Origin of the sequence: Serratia rubidaea (genome assembly GCF_016026735.1) — a bacterium.
Classification (GTDB): domain Bacteria; phylum Pseudomonadota; class Gammaproteobacteria; order Enterobacterales; family Enterobacteriaceae; genus Serratia_B; species Serratia_B rubidaea.
Genome location: NZ_CP065640.1, coordinates 3,456,839 through 3,472,571, shown reverse-complemented (window position 1 = coordinate 3,472,571; position 15,733 = coordinate 3,456,839). Strand labels below are relative to the sequence as shown.

The window sequence follows — 15,733 nt, the reverse complement described above, 5'->3', positions numbered from 1 at the left end:
TGTGGCCGTAGCTTAAGCAAAGTGATCATGGATAATAAAGGCTCTGCGCCGATTAGGGAACCGTTCGACGGCTTTTATTCTGCCAACGCGGGCGCATGCGGGTTAATTAACCACCACTAAGCCGATTTGCCTATGTCAGTTTGCCGGCCAGTGGGCTAGTATAAAGCAAACAAAAGCGCCGCCCGCCGACGCCGGATCACCATCACTTTACAGACCAAAAGATACCTGATGAGCATTGCCGATAACCGTAGTCGTTCCGCCGCCTCCTCTTCCCGTTATGACCTGCCGAGCCGCGCAGGGGATTTACGCCAGCTGGGTCAGCTGACAGGTGCGGCCTGCGCCGTCGAATGCGCCGAGATCGCCGAACGCCACGACGGGCCGATTATGCTGATCGCGCCGGATATGCAAAACGCCCTGCGGCTGCGCGATGAGATCCAACAGTTTACCGACCAGATGGTCACCACGCTGTCGGACTGGGAAACGCTGCCTTACGACAGCTTCTCGCCGCATCAGGAGATTATCTCCGCCCGCCTCTCCAGCCTGTACCATCTGCCGACCATGGCGCGCGGCATCATTATTCTGCCGGTCAACACGCTGATGCAGCGCGTCTGCCCGCATGAGTTCCTGCACGGCCATGCGCTGGTGATGAATAAGGGGCAACGGCTGTCGCGCGACAAACTGCGCGCCCAGTTGGAGCAGGCCGGCTACCGCAGCGTCGATCAGGTGATGGAGCACGGTGAGTTCGCCACCCGCGGCGCCCTGCTCGATCTCTACCCGATGGGCAGCGACGAGCCCTACCGCATCGATTTCTTTGATGATGAAATCGACAGCCTGCGTATTTTCGACGTCGACAGCCAGCGCACGCTGAGCGAAGTCGAGTCGATCAACCTGCTGCCGGCGCACGAATTCCCGACCGACAAAAACGCCATTGAGCTGTTCCGCAGCCAGTGGCGTGAACAGTTTGAAGTACGTCGCGACGCCGAACATGTTTATCAGCAGGTCAGCAAAAGCAGCTGGCCCGCCGGTATTGAATACTGGCAGCCGCTGTTTTTCAGCCAGCCGCTGCCGTCGCTGTTCAGCTATCTGCCGGCCAACACCCTGCTGGTCAATACCGGCCATCTGGAAAACGCCGCCGAGCGCTTCTGGCAGGATGTCAATCAGCGCTATGAGAGCCGCCGCGTCGATCCGATGCGCCCGCTGCTGGCGCCGGATACCCTGTGGCTGCGCGTCGACGCGCTGTTCGCCGAGCTGAAAGCCTGGCCGCGCGTGGCGCTGAGCACCGAGGATCTGCCGGCCAAAGCGGGCAATACCAATCTCGCCTACCGCGGCCTGCCTGAGCTGGCGGTACAGGCGCAGCAAAAGGCGCCGCTGGATAACCTGCGCCGCTTTATCGAAGGCTTTGACGGCAGCGTGATCTTCTCGGTGGAGAGTGAGGGCCGACGCGAAACGCTGCAGGACCTGCTCGGCCGCATCAAGCTGGGCACCAGCCTGATTCAGCGGCTGGATCAGGCCGAAGCCGGCGGCCATTATATGATGGTCGGCGCCGCCGAACGCGGTTTCCTCGACGCGCCGCGCCAGCGGGCGCTGATTTGCGAAAGCGACCTGCTGGGCGAGCGCGTCAGCCGCCGCCGGCAGGATAACCGCCGCACCATCAATACCGACACCCTGATCCGCAACCTGGCGGAGCTGCATCCCGGCCAGCCGGTGGTGCACCTGGAGCACGGCGTCGGCCGCTACGTCGGCCTGACCACGCTGGAGGCCGGCGGCATCAAGGCGGAGTATCTGATTCTGTCCTATGCCGGCGAAGACAAGCTGTACGTGCCGGTCTCCTCGCTGCATCTTATCAGCCGCTATGCCGGCGGCGCCGATGAAAACGCCCCGCTGCACAAGCTCGGCGGCGACGCCTGGTCGCGGGCGCGACAAAAAGCGGCGGAGAAGGTGCGCGACGTCGCCGCCGAACTGCTGGATATCTATGCGCAGCGCGCGGCCAAGGCCGGCTTCGCCTTTAAACACGATCGCGAACAGTATCAGCTGTTCTGCCAGTCCTTCCCGTTTGAGACCACTCCCGACCAGGAGCAGGCGATCAATGCGGTGCTGAGCGATATGTGCCAGCCGCTGGCGATGGATCGTCTGGTGTGCGGCGACGTGGGCTTCGGCAAAACCGAAGTGGCGATGCGCGCCGCCTTCCTGGCGGTGGAAAACGGCAAGCAGGTGGCGGTGCTGGTGCCGACCACCCTGCTGGCGCAGCAGCACTTCGACAACTTCCGCGACCGATTCGCCACCTGGCCGATCCGCATTGAGATGATGTCGCGCTTCCGCAGCGCCAAAGAGCAGCAGCAGGTGCTGGACGACGCGGCGGACGGCAAGGTCGACATCGTGATCGGCACCCACAAGCTGCTACAGAGCGATCTGCGCTGGAAAGATCTGGGGCTGCTGATCGTCGACGAAGAGCACCGCTTCGGCGTGCGCCACAAAGAGCGCATCAAGGCGATGCGCGCCGACGTGGATATCCTGACGCTGACCGCAACGCCGATTCCGCGCACGCTGAATATGGCCATGAGCGGCATGCGCGATCTGTCGATTATCGCCACCCCGCCGGCGCGCCGCCTGGCGGTGAAAACCTTCGTGCGCGAATACGACAGCCTGGTGGTGCGCGAAGCCATCCTGCGTGAGACGCTGCGCGGCGGCCAGGTCTACTACCTGTATAACGACGTGGAAAACATCGAAAAAGCGGCCGAGCGGCTGGCGGAGCTGGTGCCGGAGGCGCGCATCGCCATCGGTCACGGTCAGATGCGCGAGCGCGATCTGGAGCGGGTGATGAACGATTTCCACCACCAGCGCTTCAACGTGCTGGTCTGCACCACCATTGTCGAAACCGGCATCGATATTCCCAGCGCTAACACCATCATTATCGAACGGGCCGACCGCTTCGGCCTGGCGCAGCTGCACCAGCTGCGCGGCCGCGTCGGTCGTTCACACCATCAGGCTTACGCCTACCTGCTGACGCCGAATCCGAAAGCGATGAGCAGCGATGCCCACAAACGTCTGGAGGCGATCGCCACGCTGGAGGATCTGGGCGCCGGTTTCGCCCTGGCGACGCACGATCTGGAGATCCGCGGCGCCGGCGAGCTGCTGGGGGAAGACCAGAGCGGACAGATGACCACCATCGGCTTCTCGCTGTATATGGAGCTGCTGGAAAGCGCGGTGGATGCGCTGAAACAGGGGCGCGAACCGTCGCTGGAAGATCTGACCAGCAGCCAGACCGAGGTGGAGCTGCGCATGCCGGCGCTGCTGCCGGACGACTTTATCCCGGACGTCAACACCCGGCTGTCGCTATACAAACGCATCGCCAGCGCCAAACGCGAAGGCGAACTGGAAGAGCTGAAGGTCGAGCTGATCGACCGCTTCGGCAAACTGCCGGACGCCACCCGCAACCTGCTGCACAGCGCCGCGCTGCGTCAGCATGCGCAGACGCTGGGCATCAAGCGGATTGAGGTTAACGAGCGCGGCGGCTTTGTCGAGTTCGGCGAGAAAAACCGCGTCGATCCGGGTTACCTGATCGGCCTGCTGCAGAGCCAGCCGCAGATCTACCGGCTGGACGGCCCCACCAAGCTGAAGTTTACGCTCGACCTCGGCGACCGGGCAAAACGGCTGAAGTTTATTGAGGATCTGCTGAGCGCCTGCCGTGAACATACGCTGGCCTAGCGCCATCGCCTGACACGCAGGCAAACAAAAACCCGCAGCCGACGTTGAAGTTGGCTGCGGGTTTATTTTTAACGCCGGGAAGGCGTTAAGGCATCAGGCCTGCGTGCTGTTGGTACGGTTCAGAATCAGCTGACCGCTCTTGTCCAGCGGGATCTGAGTGCCCGGATCGTGATCCATGCGGATTTTGCCCTGCTGGTCGCCGATCTTGTAGGTCACGTCATAACCCAGCAGCTTCTGCGATTTGTCGTACACCGTTTTACAGCGCTGTTGCACGCTGGTGGTGGTGTCGTTGTTCTGCATCGAGCCCTGGATCTGGTTGCCGGCATAGCCGCCGCCCAGCGCGCCAACCACCGTCGCCACGTCGCGACCGCGACCGCCGCCGAACTGGTGGCCGATAACCCCGCCGGCTACGGCGCCCAGCACGGAACCGGCAATGCGGTTCTCATCCTGCACCGGCGCACGGTGGGTGACCGTCACGTTGCGGCATTCACGCCGCGGGGTTTTGATGGTTTCATTAATCGGCTTGGCGTTGAGAACCTGCGCGTATTGTGGGCCGGAAGAAAATACGTCCAGGCTGGCAACGGCAGCAACACCCAGAGCAGCTGCGATACCGATACCCACACCGGCTAACATTGACTTGTTCACAGGAAATCCTCCTGAAATTGTTACCACGCATTTGCACCGGGTACGTTGCCAACGTTGCACCGCGCTTATTATTTTGCGCATTGGCGGCACGGGCCTCCCGGTTTACGGCGTGCGTGCTGCGCCGTCTGTAAACACGTCAAAGTCTGCACAATCCTTATTGTTGCTGCAATAAGACGAAGTGACCAAAGATGCGGGAAAATGCGTAAATTACGCGTGTTTAGGAGAAATCCGAACATGCGGACGGGAAAAAGCCCGATTTTATGCTGCGCCCGCGGCGACATGACATACATCGGCCTGCCGGCGCCAATAAAAAACCCACGCGGTCGCAAAACGGCGTGGGTTGGATAACGCGATACGGCAGAATCAGTGCATTTTCAAACGCGGACGAATCACGCGGTTGATGCCGCCCACCAGCATCATCAGGCCGGTTTTGATATAGCCGTGCAGCGCCACCTGGTGCATACGGTACAGCGAGATATAGACAAAGCGCGCAATACGCCCTTCCACCATCATCGAACCGCGCATCAGGTTGCCCATCAGGCTGCCGACGGTGCTGAAGCGGGACAGGGAAACCAGCGAGCCGTGATCTTTATAGACGTAAGGCTTCAGCGTCTGGCCGTTAAGCAGCGCCAGAATGTTGCTGCCGCAGCGTGACGCCATCTGGTGCGCCGACTGGGCGCGCGGCGGCACGAAACCACCGCCCTCTTTCGGGCAGGAGGCGCAGTCGCCGATGGCGAAGATGTTCGGATCGCGCGTGGTCTGTAACGTCGGCTCGACCACCAGCTGATTGATGCGGTTGGTTTCCAGCCCGGCGATCTCTTTCATAAAGTCCGGCGCTTTAATGCCCGCCGCCCACACCATCAGATCGGCCTGAATAAATTCGCCGCCTTTGGTATTGAGGCCGTTGTGCTCCGCGCTGGTGACCATGGTATTGGTCAGTACCCGCACGCCCAGTTTGTTCAACTCCTGATGCGCAGCGGCGGAAATCCGCGGCGGCAGCGCCGGCAGGATGCGCTCGCCGGCTTCCACCAGCGTCACGTTCAGCGCGCTGTTATCCAGCCCTTCAAAGCCGTAGCTGTGCAGCTGTTTCACCGCGTTGTGCAGCTCCGCCGACAGTTCAACCCCGGTGGCGCCGCCGCCGACGATGGCGATATTGACGCTCTCTTTCTGCCCCGGCTGCGCCGAGAACTTCAGGAACAGGTTGAGCATTTCGTTGTGGAAGCGCCGCGCCTGATGCGGGTTATCCAGGAAGATGCAGTTATCCTTCACGCCCGGCGTGCCGAAATCATTCGAGGTACTGCCCAGGGCCATCACCAGGATGTCGTAAGACAGCTCACGTTCAGGCACCAGCTCGTCGCCCTGCTCATCACAGATCTGCGCCAGCTGTACGGTCTTGTTGTCCCGGTCGATATTGGTCAGCGAACCCAGTTGGAAACTAAAGTGGTGATTACGGGCGTGGGCCAGGTAGCTCAGCGCATCGACGCCGTCATCCAGAGAACCGGTCGCCACTTCGTGCAGCAACGGTTTCCACAAGTGGCTGTGGTTACGGTCGACCAGCGTCACCTCAGCCTTGTTTTTACGACCGAGCTTGTGACCCAGGCTGGTCGCCAGCTCCAGGCCTCCGGCGCCGCCGCCCACAATGACGATTTTCTTGATTGGCATTGTCAAAATAACCCTCTAAATGTGAACCAATTGTTATCTAAGGGTAAAGAAATAATATCCTTAGAATACATGGGGTTCGCGTAAAATAAACCTGCAATCTGCGGCCAGAATAGCATGTGAGGTTATTTGGTCATACCAAAATTGACGCATATCAAAGTTTTTTACTTAAAGGCTGGACGCGGGGCTTTTTTGACGATTGCGATTCAAATAGTTAGCGTCAGGTCACATTTTTTTGCCCAGCCGCTGACTGCCAACATCTTTGCCAGAGCAATAAAAAAAGCCGCGCATTACCCTCGTTCAGAGCAATAGTCGCGGCGGTGCGGCGCGTTATAAAACTGTTACGCGAGGGTCTTGAAGGCTTTGATGCGCTGCAGATGCGGGGAGATGTTTTTGAACTTGTGCGTCTGCTGCTCGTCCCAGACAATTTCGTAGTACTTGTGCAGCAGATCGGCGCTGCGCTGGCTATCCAGCACTTCGTCATGGCGCGACAGCACCACCAGGCAGCGGTCGCGGTTCTTTTCGCGGAAGTCCGCCACGCACTTGGTGGCAATATCCAGGTACTCTTCCGGCCGGTCAATCTTGCCGTGCATATGCTCCTGCGGGAACAGGTTCGGGTTGAACGCCACCTGCCGTATGCCGCACAAAAAGCCGATGCGCTCCGCCCAGAATCCCCCCAGTCCGACGCCGCAGATCAACGGCTGGCGGTCCCCTTCCTGCTGCACCGCCTTATCGACCTCTTTCAGCAGATACTGCATATCATGACGTGGGTGCAGAGTGCTGTAGCTGATAAAGCGTACGTCCGGATCGATAAACTGCAGCTGCAGCACTTTCTCATGATTGCCGGGACTGGTGGAATCAAAACCATGCAAATAGATAATCATGTGGATCCTCGCAATAAACGGAGGGCCGGATCACGACCCTCACCGGCAGCGCCGCAGGACGACGCCGTTATTGGTTGACCTCGCCGCGCTGTTTGTACTCTTCCCAGCGCTCGCTCAGCGCGCTCAACTGCTGATGCGCCAGCTTCCAGCGTTCGGAATCGCGCAGCGCCTGACGGGTAAACTGCCCCTGATGATACAGCCGCTTAAGCTTGTCAACTTTGACCGGGGACAGGTTATCCAGCACGCTGACCGCGCCGGCGCGGTTGTTGCACACCAGAATCATATCGCAGCCGGCATCCAGCGCCGCCTGGCCGCGTTCAGCGTAGCTGCCCATCACCGCCGCGCCTTCCATCGACAGATCGTCAGAGAAGATGATGCCGTCAAAACCCAGCTCCTGACGCAGAATTTGCTGCAGCCAGTACGGCGAGCCGCTGGCCGGACGCGGGTCAGCCTCAGTATAGATAACGTGGGCCGGCATCACCGCGTCCAGCAGCCGGCGCTCAATCAGCGCGCGGAAAATCGACATGTCGTGATTGCGGATGGTCGCCAGCGGACGCGGGTCGCGCGGGGTTTCTTTATGCGAGTCGGCGCTGACCGCGCCGTGCCCCGGGAAATGTTTGCCGGTGGTGCGCATGCCGGCGCTGTGCATCCCCTGTATAAAGCGTTCCGCCATCGCCAGCGCCTGCGTCGGATCCTGGTGGAAAGAGCGCTCGCCAATCGCCGCGCTGACGTGGCCGATATCCAACACCGGCGCAAAGCTGATATCGATATCCTGCGCGATCATCTCCGCCGCCATCAGCCAGCCGGCCTCCTGCGCCAGTCGCCCCGCTTCCGCCGCGTCATTGAGGGCGGCGAACGACTGCGCCGCCGGCAGGCGGGTAAAACCTTCGCGGAAGCGCTGTACGCGGCCGCCTTCCTGATCGACCGCCACCACCAACCGATCGTGGGACGCCGCGCGGATCTGCCGCACCAACTCACGCAGCTGCTGCGCATCGTGGAAGTTGCGGGTAAACAGAATCAAACCGCCCACCAGCGGATGCTGTAAAATTTCGCGCTCTTCGGCATCCAGCTCATAGCCGGCGACGTCTAACATTACTGGGCCCACGGCCACCTCACTTCATCAATTCATACAGAAACAGGGATCATAAACAAAAACGCCGGCGCAGCGCTGCGGCGCAACGCAAAAATTGCGCATCGCCGCTCTGCTGCCAGCGGACTTCAAACCACATCAGCATCAGGTAATCAACCCATGGCAGCCAGCGGCGCACCTGACGACTCAGCGCCGCCGGGTCCCGGTAGCCCTGGCCGGCGTACTGCTGCAAAAATTCCCACTGCGCCGCGGCGGACCACTGGTTGAAACGAAACAGGGCCGCCAGTTCAAGCGCCACATCGCCGTCGCCGGCGTATTCCCAGTCAATCAGCCGCAGCCGCGTCTGCTGTTCAATCAGATTTTCCGGGTGAATATCCATATGCAGCGGCGCCAGCTTCAGCGGCCGCGGCGGCGGCGTCTGCAGAAAATAGCGCTGCAGGCGCAGCCAGGCCGGGGTGATGCGCCGCCGGTCCAGCTGCTGCCAATAGCGCAGATATTGCGCCGGCAGGTTCAGCCGGTAGCCGCTGCGCGGTCGGCGGTGCAGCGCGGCAATCAGCGCCGCCAGCTCGCCCCCCTGCCGGTAGCGTTCAAACGCCTGCGGGCTGACGCTGGCGCCGTCAAGCCATTCCACCACCAGCCAGCGCCGGTCCTGCGCGAGCGGCCGCGGCCCCAGCGCGCCTGCGCTGCGGCGCAGTACGCGCGCCTCGCGCCGGCGGTTCACCCCCAGCGCCGCTTTTTCCGCCCCCTGCTGACGCGCCAGCAGCACAACGCCGTCAGCGCTCTCAATGCGCCAGCTTTCGCCGGTCAGCCCGGCTACCGGGCTGAAACGACTACCGGCGGTTTTCACCGCCGGCAGTTTGTGTTGCAAGAGTCGCTGCAGTTCGGCCTCAGCGCTTAACCGCGCCATTGCCCGACCAGATGATTTCGCCGGTCTGCACCAGCATCAGCTGCATATCCAGCTGCGGTGACTTCACATCGCCGCTGGCGTCGCTATACAGCACGTATTGCGCGTTGACGATACGCGCCAGGCCAATCGCCTTGCTGCGTGAACCCAGGCTGTCTTCCGCCGACAGCCCCAGCGTCTGCTTGGCGCTGGTCAACTGCGCCTGCGGCACTACGGTGAAGGTCTGGTTGGCGCCCAGCGCTTTGTGCAGCGCCGCGGTCGCCTTGCCGGTCTGCAACGAACCGTTGGTGTTGTTTTTCACGCTGTCGAGCAGCAGCACGCTGCCCGGCGTCACGCCATCGGCCTTCAGCATCTGTGCGATCAGCGGCTGTACGCTGCCCAGCCAGTTAAAACTCTGAATCTTCGGCGGCTGCGGCACCGGCTCGGAAGTCGGCGGCTCCGGCTGATGCGGCACCGGCGTCGTCTCTTCCGGCGTCACCGGCGTGATCGTCACCGGCGCTTCCGGCTGTTCAGGCGGACGCTGTGGACAACCGGTCAATACCAACGCGGCCGCTGCCACAAACAGATACTTTTTCATTATTTTCTCCAACTGGCCCGAGGATTATAAGAATAGATACAGGCGCGCGCGCTTGGCGTCAAAGTTGCCATTAATGGAATAAACCTGCGCCGTCGCATTTGGCGCCAGGGTAATGGCGCGCGGTTTTTCAAACGGACGAATATCCAGACCCTGTTCGTCATACCAATAGAAGCGGTAGCGCAGGGTTACCGAGGTCGGCTGCGTGTTGCTGAGCACCGCGGTGGCTATCACCCGGCCGGAGGCGTCGTTAACCACCGGCCTGTCGGCCAAAATGCCGGCGGTCAGCACCGACGGCTCCATCACCACCGTCTGTCGTTCATTAACCGCGATCCCCTGCGGGCTGCTGCAGCCCGTCAGTATCGCGGCGGACAGCGCCAGCGCCATTAGGCAACGCAGCGGTTTGTGATAGCGCATGGCGGCTTCCTCAATCAGTGTGACAGCATAGGGCCGAGGGCATGACCGCCCACCAGGTGCATATGAATATGATAGACCTCCTGGCCGCCGTGGCGATTGCAGTTGACGATCAGGCGGTAGCCATCCTCGGCGATGCCTTCCTGCTCGGCAATTTTCGCCGCCACGGTCATCATCCGCCCCAGCGCCGCCTCATGCTCGCTGGTCACGTCGTTCACCGTCGGGATCAGCACGTTCGGCACGATCAGGATGTGCGTCGGCGCTTTCGGCGCGATATCGCGGAAAGCGGTCACCAGCTCATCCTGATACACCACATCGGCAGGGATTTCACGGCGGATAATTTTACTGAAAATCGTTTCTTCGGCCATCTGGAATTCCTTGTTAGCGTTAAAGAAAAAGGTATACGCAGTATGAGTGACAAATTCTACCGCTTTCAACCTGATTGCGCACTTTCTACATCGAGTGGCGCAGAATCAGACAATCCTGTCCCCATAAGGTAGCGGCGCATCCTTTTTCCCTTTTTAACGCCAGGCGTTCACCCCCTGCGCCAAAAAGTCGAGGGTAGGCATCATCGGCACCGCATTGTTCTCACCATAGAAGAATGCCGAATTGGTGAAAGAATACACTTTACCGGTGAAGTTGATGCTTACCCGGTTTCCGTCGCCCTTCACCACCGCATCAGGACGATCGGCTGTCAAAAATGGCGCGCTCTGCTCCAGAATCGCCAGCGGCGCCTCACGAATGTCCCGGTTCAAATAGTAGCGGTAAACCTCGCTGTCAGTCGCCCCCGCCCGCTGATACTGGGTAATATAGAGCCACATTTCGTCCGTCAGCTGTTTTTTGCTATACAGGATGTCATCATACGATGCAGTCGTAACATAGAGATAACCGCCCAGCGCGGTGACCAGTATTAGCAAAACGACTGTCAGTAGCCGATGTCCCCATTTAATAACCATGCCGGTTTGCATAATTAATTCCTTGTTGAATCCAATACTGGTCCCAAGGATCATCTCCACAAGCGGGATACGGAAAAAGGGGATAATATGCCTATTTTTCAAACAAATAAATAGGCCGTCAAGTTAGGGTTTCATGTTATATAAAAGGCTATTTACCCTCTATCGCCAATTAATACCCATATAAATAAGCTATTTCTTATCCGTAATTAACTGCGGCGCATGGCTGCGCATCCAGTCGGCCAGCGAATCCAGCGTCGGGCGCAGCGTCTTGCCCAGCGGGGTAATCTGGTATTCCACCCGCGGCGGCACCTGCGGAAATATTTGCCGCGTCACCAGACCGCGTCGTTCGAACTGGCGCAGCTGACGCGTCAGCTCCTTTTGTGCAATCGGCGCCACGGCGCGCTGCAGTTCACCAAAGCGCACCGGCGCATCCATCAGGATCAGGCGGTACAAAATCGGTATCGCCCACTTGCCGGACAACAGATTGACAAAATCCACCATCGGGCACGGCTGCCCCGCCGCCGGCAGCGCCGCCAAATTTTTTTCCTGCTCGCTATGCGCGGAACCCGTCATTTCATACCTCCCGGCGCCTTAGTATCCATTCGGTACCTACTATGCAAAGGATAGTTTTGCCGTAAATAATGCCAGCAAGCTCAGCAGGAGGAAACCGTAATGACACGATTAACAGACAAATACGCGCTGATTACCGGCGCAACCAGCGGCATCGGGTTGGAAACCGCCCGTCAGTTTATTGCCGAAGGCGCCAACGTGGCGATAACCGGCCGTTCGTCACACGGCCTGGAGGAGGCGCAACGGCAGCTGGGCAAGGCGATCGCCCTGCAAAATGACGCCGGAGATATTGCCCAACAGCGCCAGCTGGCGCAGCAGTTGGCCCAACGCTGGCCACGGCTGGACGTGCTGTATATCAACGCCGGCGACGTCACCCACCAGCCGCTGGAACTGTGGGATGAGCAACGTTACGACCGTCTGATGCATACCAACCTCAAGGGGCCGTTTTTCCTGATCCAGGCGCTGCTGCCGCTGCTGGCCAATCCAGCGTCGATTATTCTGTGTGGTTCGGTCAGCGCCCATATCGGTCTGCCGCAGAGCAATGTCTACGCCGCCAGCAAAGCCGCCCTGCTGTCGCTGGCTCGCACCCTGTCCGGCGAGCTGCATTCCCGTGGTATCCGCGTGAACAGCCTCAGCCCCGGGCCAACGGAGACGCCGGCCTTCGGCAAGCTGGGGTTGCAGGATAAGGATGAGCAAATGCTGAAGGACGAGATCCGCGCGCTGGTGCCAATCGGCCGGATGGGCACCAGCCATGAGCTGGCCAGGGGGGCGGTATTCCTCGCCTCGGACGAGTCGGCGTTTATGGTCGGCACCGAGCTGTTGATGGATGGCGGCGTAAGGAATTTGTAGTCTGCATTCCCCCTGCCCGTCCAATTTTATGCGTCACCGTTGCGCTATTAATTGTTATGTTATATTGTAACTTTTTATTTGTTTCTATCAGCAGGGAGATATACGGTGACGATTCATTTTGGCAAACTGGCGCTTGCGCTGGGAACGCTGCTTATCAGCAGCCAGGCGCTGGCCCATGCCCATCATTCACATGGCAAACCGATGACGGAAGCCGAGCAGAGGGCCGCCGCAGGCGTATTCGACGATAAACAGGTGCAGGACAGAGCGTTAAGCGACTGGGATGGCGTCTGGCAGTCGGTATATCCTTATCTGCTCAGCGGCGATCTCGACCCGGTATTTAAGCAGAAAGCGGAAAAGGACAAGAGTAAAACCGTTGCCGAGCTGAAGGCCTATTACCGCCAGGGCTATGCCACCGACGTGGACACCATCGGCATTGAAAACGGCGTGATGGAGTTTCACCGCGGCGACAAAGTCAGCAGCTGTAAATACGACTATGCCGGGCATAAAATCCTGACCTACGCCTCCGGTAAAAAAGGCGTACGCTACCTGTTTGAGTGCCCGGATGCCGGCAGCCAGGCGCCGAAATACGTGCAGTTCAGCGACCATACTATCGGCCCGCGTAAATCGGCCCACTACCATATCTTTATGGGTAATACCTCTCAGGAGGCGCTGCTGAAGGAGATGGATAACTGGCCGACCTATTACCCGTATCAGCTGGACGCCAAACAGGTGGTGGACGAAATGCTGCATCACTAAAGGTTAACGCCGGTTCGGCCCGCCGCCGAGCCGGCAATAATGCCTGTGCTTAGCTTTCCCTTGTGCTTCTCCCTATTTCTCCATCTTATCTGTCGTGATTTAAAAGCTTTCAGAATACATTACCCATAAAAAAGGGAGGCTTGCGCCTCCCTCCGTTAATGCCTATCTGAATCAGTGATTACGGATATATTCATCCATATCGGTTTTCAGGTTATCGGACTTGGTGCCGAAGATAGCCTGTACGCCGGAACCGGCAACCACCACGCCGGCGGCGCCCAGTTTCTTCAGCCCGGCCTGGTCAACCTTGGACACGTCGGCCACGCTGACGCGCAGACGGGTGATGCAGGCATCCAGGTTGGTGATGTTGTCTTTACCGCCGAACGCCTGCACCAGCGCCGCGGACATTTCCGTGCCGCCCTGCGCGCTTTGGTCGGCGGCGCTGTCTTCACGACCCGGGGTCTTCAGATCCAGCTTGGCAATCAGTACGCGGAAGATGGTGTAGTACACCAGACCGTAAATGATGCCGACAATCGGGAACAGCCAGATTTTGCTGCTGTTGCCGCTCAGTACGATAAAGTCGATCAGACCGTGTGAGAAGCTGGTGCCGTCGCGCATGCCGAGCAGGATACAGATCGGGAACGCCAGGCCGGCCAGAATAGCGTGGATGGCATACAGCACCGGCGCCACGAACATGAAGGAGAATTCGATTGGCTCGGTAATCCCGGTCAGGAACGAGGTCAGCGCCGCGGAGATCATGATGCCGCCCACTTTCGCGCGGTTCTCAGGCTTCGCCGAGTGCCAGATGGCGATAGCCGCCGCCGGCAGGCCGTACATTTTGAACAGGAAGCCGCCGGACAGTTTGCCCGCGGTCGGGTCGCCCGCCATATAGCGCGGGATATCGCCGTGGAACACCTGGCCTGCTGCGTTGGTGAACTCGCCGATTTGCATCTGGAACGGCACGTTCCAGATATGGTGCAGACCGAACGGCACCAGAGAACGCTCAACGACGCCGTAGATGCCGAACGCCACTACCGGGTTCTGATAGGCAGCCCACTGCGAGAAGGTCTGAATGGCGCTGCCGATTGGCGGCCAGATAAAGGAGAGCAGCACGCCCAGCACGATCGCCGCCAGGCCGGAGATAATCGGCACAAAGCGTTTACCGGCGAAGAAGCCGAGGTATTCCGGCAGCTGAATGCGGAAGAAGCGGTTAAACATATAGGCCGCAATGGCGCCGGAGATAATCCCCCCGAGCACGCCGGTATCCGCCAGGTGTTTGGCGGCAATCTCTTCGGCCGGCAGATGCAGCACCAGCGGCGCCACCACCGCCATGGTTTTTACCATGATGCCGTAAGCCACTACCGCCGCCAGCGCGGAAACGCCGTCGTTATTGGTGAAGCCCAGCGCCACGCCGATGGCGAAAATCAGCGGCATATTGGCAAACACGGAACCGCCCGCCTCCGCCATCACATGCGAGACTACCGCCGGCAGCCAGCTAAAGTTGGCAGAACCGACGCCCAGCAGGATACCTGCAATAGGCAGTACGGATACCGGCAGCATCAGCGATTTACCTACTTTTTGTAGGTTTGCGAATGCATTCTTGAACATAGTTGAGTGTGCTCCTGAGTAATAGGCTTAGCGACTTCTTGTTGCGCGCTTTTTGCGCTGCAGAGGGGAACAAAAACCCTCTACAATTCAGGGTGTCTGAGCACCCCTTGAATTTTTACGAAGAGTAAAATAAATACCCCAAACATTGTTTGATGGCAGTCACGTTTCAATCAATAACCCTGCTACTATTTCTGAAATTGGTGTTTTTTTGTAAAAAATGATGAAAGCACATCCGTTAACGGGCCGAACGGGGGTGGAACCTTACCCGTTCAGCCGATTAATTACGAGATTTAAAATAATTACGTGTGCAACGCTGGCAACCTAAGACTAGGTCATGAATCAGAATTTGATGTGAAATAAGCGAGAAAAATTGGCAGTCGTGGCGGCGGCCAGTTCTTCCAGGCTTACGCCTTTCAGTACGGCCATGTATTCAGCCACGTCGCGCACGTAAGCGGGTTGATTCTCTTTGCCACGGTGCGGCACCGGAGCCAGATAAGGCGAGTCGGTTTCCACCAGCATGCGGTCCAGCGGCACATAGCGCGCCACGTCGCGCAACTGCTCGGCGTTGCGGAAAGTGACAATGCCGGAGAAAGAGATATAAAAGCCCAGGTCCAGCAGCACCTCTGCGGTCGCCCGGTCTTCGGTAAAGCAGTGCAGCACGCCGCCGCACTCCTGCACCTGCTCTTCGCGCAGGATCGCCAGCGTGTCTTCCCGCGCATCGCGGGTATGCACGATCACCGGCTTGTTCAGCTCGCGGCCGATGCGGATATGCTGGCGGAACGACTCCTGCTGCAGCGCCCAGTTATCCTTCTGGTAGAAATAGTCCAGCCCGGTCTCCCCCAGCGCCACCACCTGCTCCGCCGCCGCCAGCTGGCGCAGCTCGGCATAGTCATAGCCGCCTTCCAGGTTTAACGGGTGCACGCCGCAGGAGAACGCCACGTCGGGACGATCGCCAATCAGCGCCGTCATCGAACGGAAGCCCGGCAGAGTGGTGGCCACCGCCAGCACATAGCCCACGTCGCGCGCCTTGGCTTTCGCCAGCGCGTCGTCCACGTTCTGGTGTAATGCCTGGTAGTCCAGGCTGTCGAGGTGACAGTGAGAATCGACTAACAACATAATGTT

General features: G+C 59.4%; 15 protein-coding genes. 3 read left to right on the top strand and 12 right to left on the bottom strand.

Annotated features, from left to right (window positions below; translation table 11 throughout):
• Positions 1-228 precede the first annotated feature (228 nt).
• Entirely contained in the window at positions 229-3,705 is a 3,477-nt protein-coding gene (gene mfd, locus I6G83_RS16235) for a transcription-repair coupling factor (protein ID WP_054306443.1), read from the top strand.
• Positions 3,706-3,798: 93 nt separating this feature from the next.
• Here mfd and I6G83_RS16230 read toward each other — a convergent pair whose 3' ends face one another.
• From I6G83_RS16230 to I6G83_RS16185, 10 genes are all read right to left on the bottom strand, one after another.
• The gene (locus I6G83_RS16230) at positions 3,799-4,350 is read right to left on the bottom strand and encodes a glycine zipper 2TM domain-containing protein (RefSeq protein WP_015671975.1); all 552 of its coding nucleotides are present in this window, start codon (positions 4,348-4,350) and stop codon (positions 3,799-3,801) included.
• Positions 4,351-4,713: 363 nt separating this feature from the next.
• Positions 4,714-6,018 carry an NAD(P)/FAD-dependent oxidoreductase gene (locus I6G83_RS16225; protein WP_054306442.1) on the bottom strand — a complete coding sequence of 435 codons (1,305 nt, stop codon included), beginning with the start codon at positions 6,016-6,018 and terminating at the stop codon, positions 4,714-4,716.
• A gap of 332 nt (positions 6,019-6,350) precedes the next feature.
• Entirely contained in the window at positions 6,351-6,893 is a 543-nt protein-coding gene (gene ycfP, locus I6G83_RS16220) for an alpha/beta hydrolase YcfP (protein WP_054306441.1), read from the bottom strand.
• A 67-nt stretch (positions 6,894-6,960) separates the two neighbouring features.
• The gene (nagZ, locus tag I6G83_RS16215; protein WP_054306440.1) at positions 6,961-7,986 is read right to left on the bottom strand and encodes a beta-N-acetylhexosaminidase; all 1,026 of its coding nucleotides are present in this window, start codon (positions 7,984-7,986) and stop codon (positions 6,961-6,963) included.
• 49 nt (positions 7,987-8,035) lie between these two features.
• On the bottom strand, positions 8,036-8,890 hold the full coding sequence (thiK, locus tag I6G83_RS16210) for a thiamine kinase (protein ID WP_054306439.1): 855 nt from the start codon (positions 8,888-8,890) through the stop codon (positions 8,036-8,038).
• On the bottom strand, positions 8,871-9,464 hold the full coding sequence (gene lpoB / locus I6G83_RS16205) for a penicillin-binding protein activator LpoB (protein ID WP_054306438.1): 594 nt from the start codon (positions 9,462-9,464) through the stop codon (positions 8,871-8,873). Before lpoB ends, thiK begins: the two co-directional genes overlap by 20 nt.
• Positions 9,465-9,488: 24 nt before the next feature.
• Entirely contained in the window at positions 9,489-9,878 is a 390-nt protein-coding gene (locus tag I6G83_RS16200; protein WP_015671969.1) for a YcfL family protein, read from the bottom strand.
• Between the two features lie 14 nt (positions 9,879-9,892).
• A complete protein-coding gene (gene hinT, locus I6G83_RS16195; RefSeq protein WP_015671968.1) occupies positions 9,893-10,243 on the bottom strand; it encodes a purine nucleoside phosphoramidase in 351 nt (116 codons plus the stop codon).
• Positions 10,244-10,396: 153 nt separating this feature from the next.
• Entirely contained in the window at positions 10,397-10,843 is a 447-nt protein-coding gene (locus I6G83_RS16190) for a hypothetical protein (RefSeq protein ID WP_072186128.1), read from the bottom strand.
• 177 nt (positions 10,844-11,020) lie between these two features.
• Entirely contained in the window at positions 11,021-11,404 is a 384-nt protein-coding gene (locus I6G83_RS16185) for a winged helix-turn-helix transcriptional regulator (protein WP_072186126.1), read from the bottom strand.
• A 99-nt stretch (positions 11,405-11,503) separates the two neighbouring features.
• Between I6G83_RS16185 and I6G83_RS16180 the strand changes: the two genes are divergently transcribed.
• Complete coding sequence (locus I6G83_RS16180) at positions 11,504-12,250, top strand: SDR family oxidoreductase (protein ID WP_054306436.1); 747 nt, start codon at positions 11,504-11,506, stop codon at positions 12,248-12,250.
• A 105-nt stretch (positions 12,251-12,355) separates the two neighbouring features.
• Positions 12,356-13,006 (top strand): metal-binding protein ZinT, encoded by a 651-nt coding sequence (gene zinT / locus I6G83_RS16175; RefSeq protein WP_054306435.1) that lies wholly within the window; start codon positions 12,356-12,358, stop codon positions 13,004-13,006.
• A 171-nt stretch (positions 13,007-13,177) separates the two neighbouring features.
• Here zinT and ptsG read toward each other — a convergent pair whose 3' ends face one another.
• Entirely contained in the window at positions 13,178-14,611 is a 1,434-nt protein-coding gene (gene ptsG, locus I6G83_RS16170) for a PTS glucose transporter subunit IIBC (protein ID WP_054306434.1), read from the bottom strand.
• A 339-nt stretch (positions 14,612-14,950) separates the two neighbouring features.
• On the bottom strand, positions 14,951-15,727 hold the full coding sequence (locus I6G83_RS16165; protein ID WP_054306433.1) for a metal-dependent hydrolase: 777 nt from the start codon (positions 15,725-15,727) through the stop codon (positions 14,951-14,953).
• Between the last annotated feature and the right edge of the window lie 6 nt (positions 15,728-15,733).

Bases quoted from the DNA above. Each gene is read 5' to 3' on its own strand.
- mfd (WP_054306443.1), top strand. From the start codon at position 229: ATGAGCATTGCCGATAACCGTAGTCGTTCCGCCGCCTCCTCTTCCCGT.
- ycfP (WP_054306441.1), bottom strand. From the start codon at position 6,893: ATGATTATCTATTTGCATGGTTTTGATTCCACCAGTCCCGGCAATCAT.
- nagZ (WP_054306440.1), bottom strand. From the start codon at position 7,986: ATGTTAGACGTCGCCGGCTATGAGCTGGATGCCGAAGAGCGCGAAATT.
- thiK (WP_054306439.1), bottom strand. From the start codon at position 8,890: ATGGCGCGGTTAAGCGCTGAGGCCGAACTGCAGCGACTCTTGCAACAC.
- lpoB (WP_054306438.1), bottom strand. From the start codon at position 9,464: ATGAAAAAGTATCTGTTTGTGGCAGCGGCCGCGTTGGTATTGACCGGT.
- I6G83_RS16200 (WP_015671969.1), bottom strand. From the start codon at position 9,878: ATGCGCTATCACAAACCGCTGCGTTGCCTAATGGCGCTGGCGCTGTCC.
- hinT (WP_015671968.1), bottom strand. From the start codon at position 10,243: ATGGCCGAAGAAACGATTTTCAGTAAAATTATCCGCCGTGAAATCCCT.
- I6G83_RS16190 (WP_072186128.1), bottom strand. From the start codon at position 10,843: ATGCAAACCGGCATGGTTATTAAATGGGGACATCGGCTACTGACAGTC.
- I6G83_RS16185 (WP_072186126.1), bottom strand. From the start codon at position 11,404: ATGACGGGTTCCGCGCATAGCGAGCAGGAAAAAAATTTGGCGGCGCTG.
- I6G83_RS16180 (WP_054306436.1), top strand. From the start codon at position 11,504: ATGACACGATTAACAGACAAATACGCGCTGATTACCGGCGCAACCAGC.
- ptsG (WP_054306434.1), bottom strand. From the start codon at position 14,611: ATGTTCAAGAATGCATTCGCAAACCTACAAAAAGTAGGTAAATCGCTG.
- I6G83_RS16165 (WP_054306433.1), bottom strand. From the start codon at position 15,727: ATGTTGTTAGTCGATTCTCACTGTCACCTCGACAGCCTGGACTACCAG.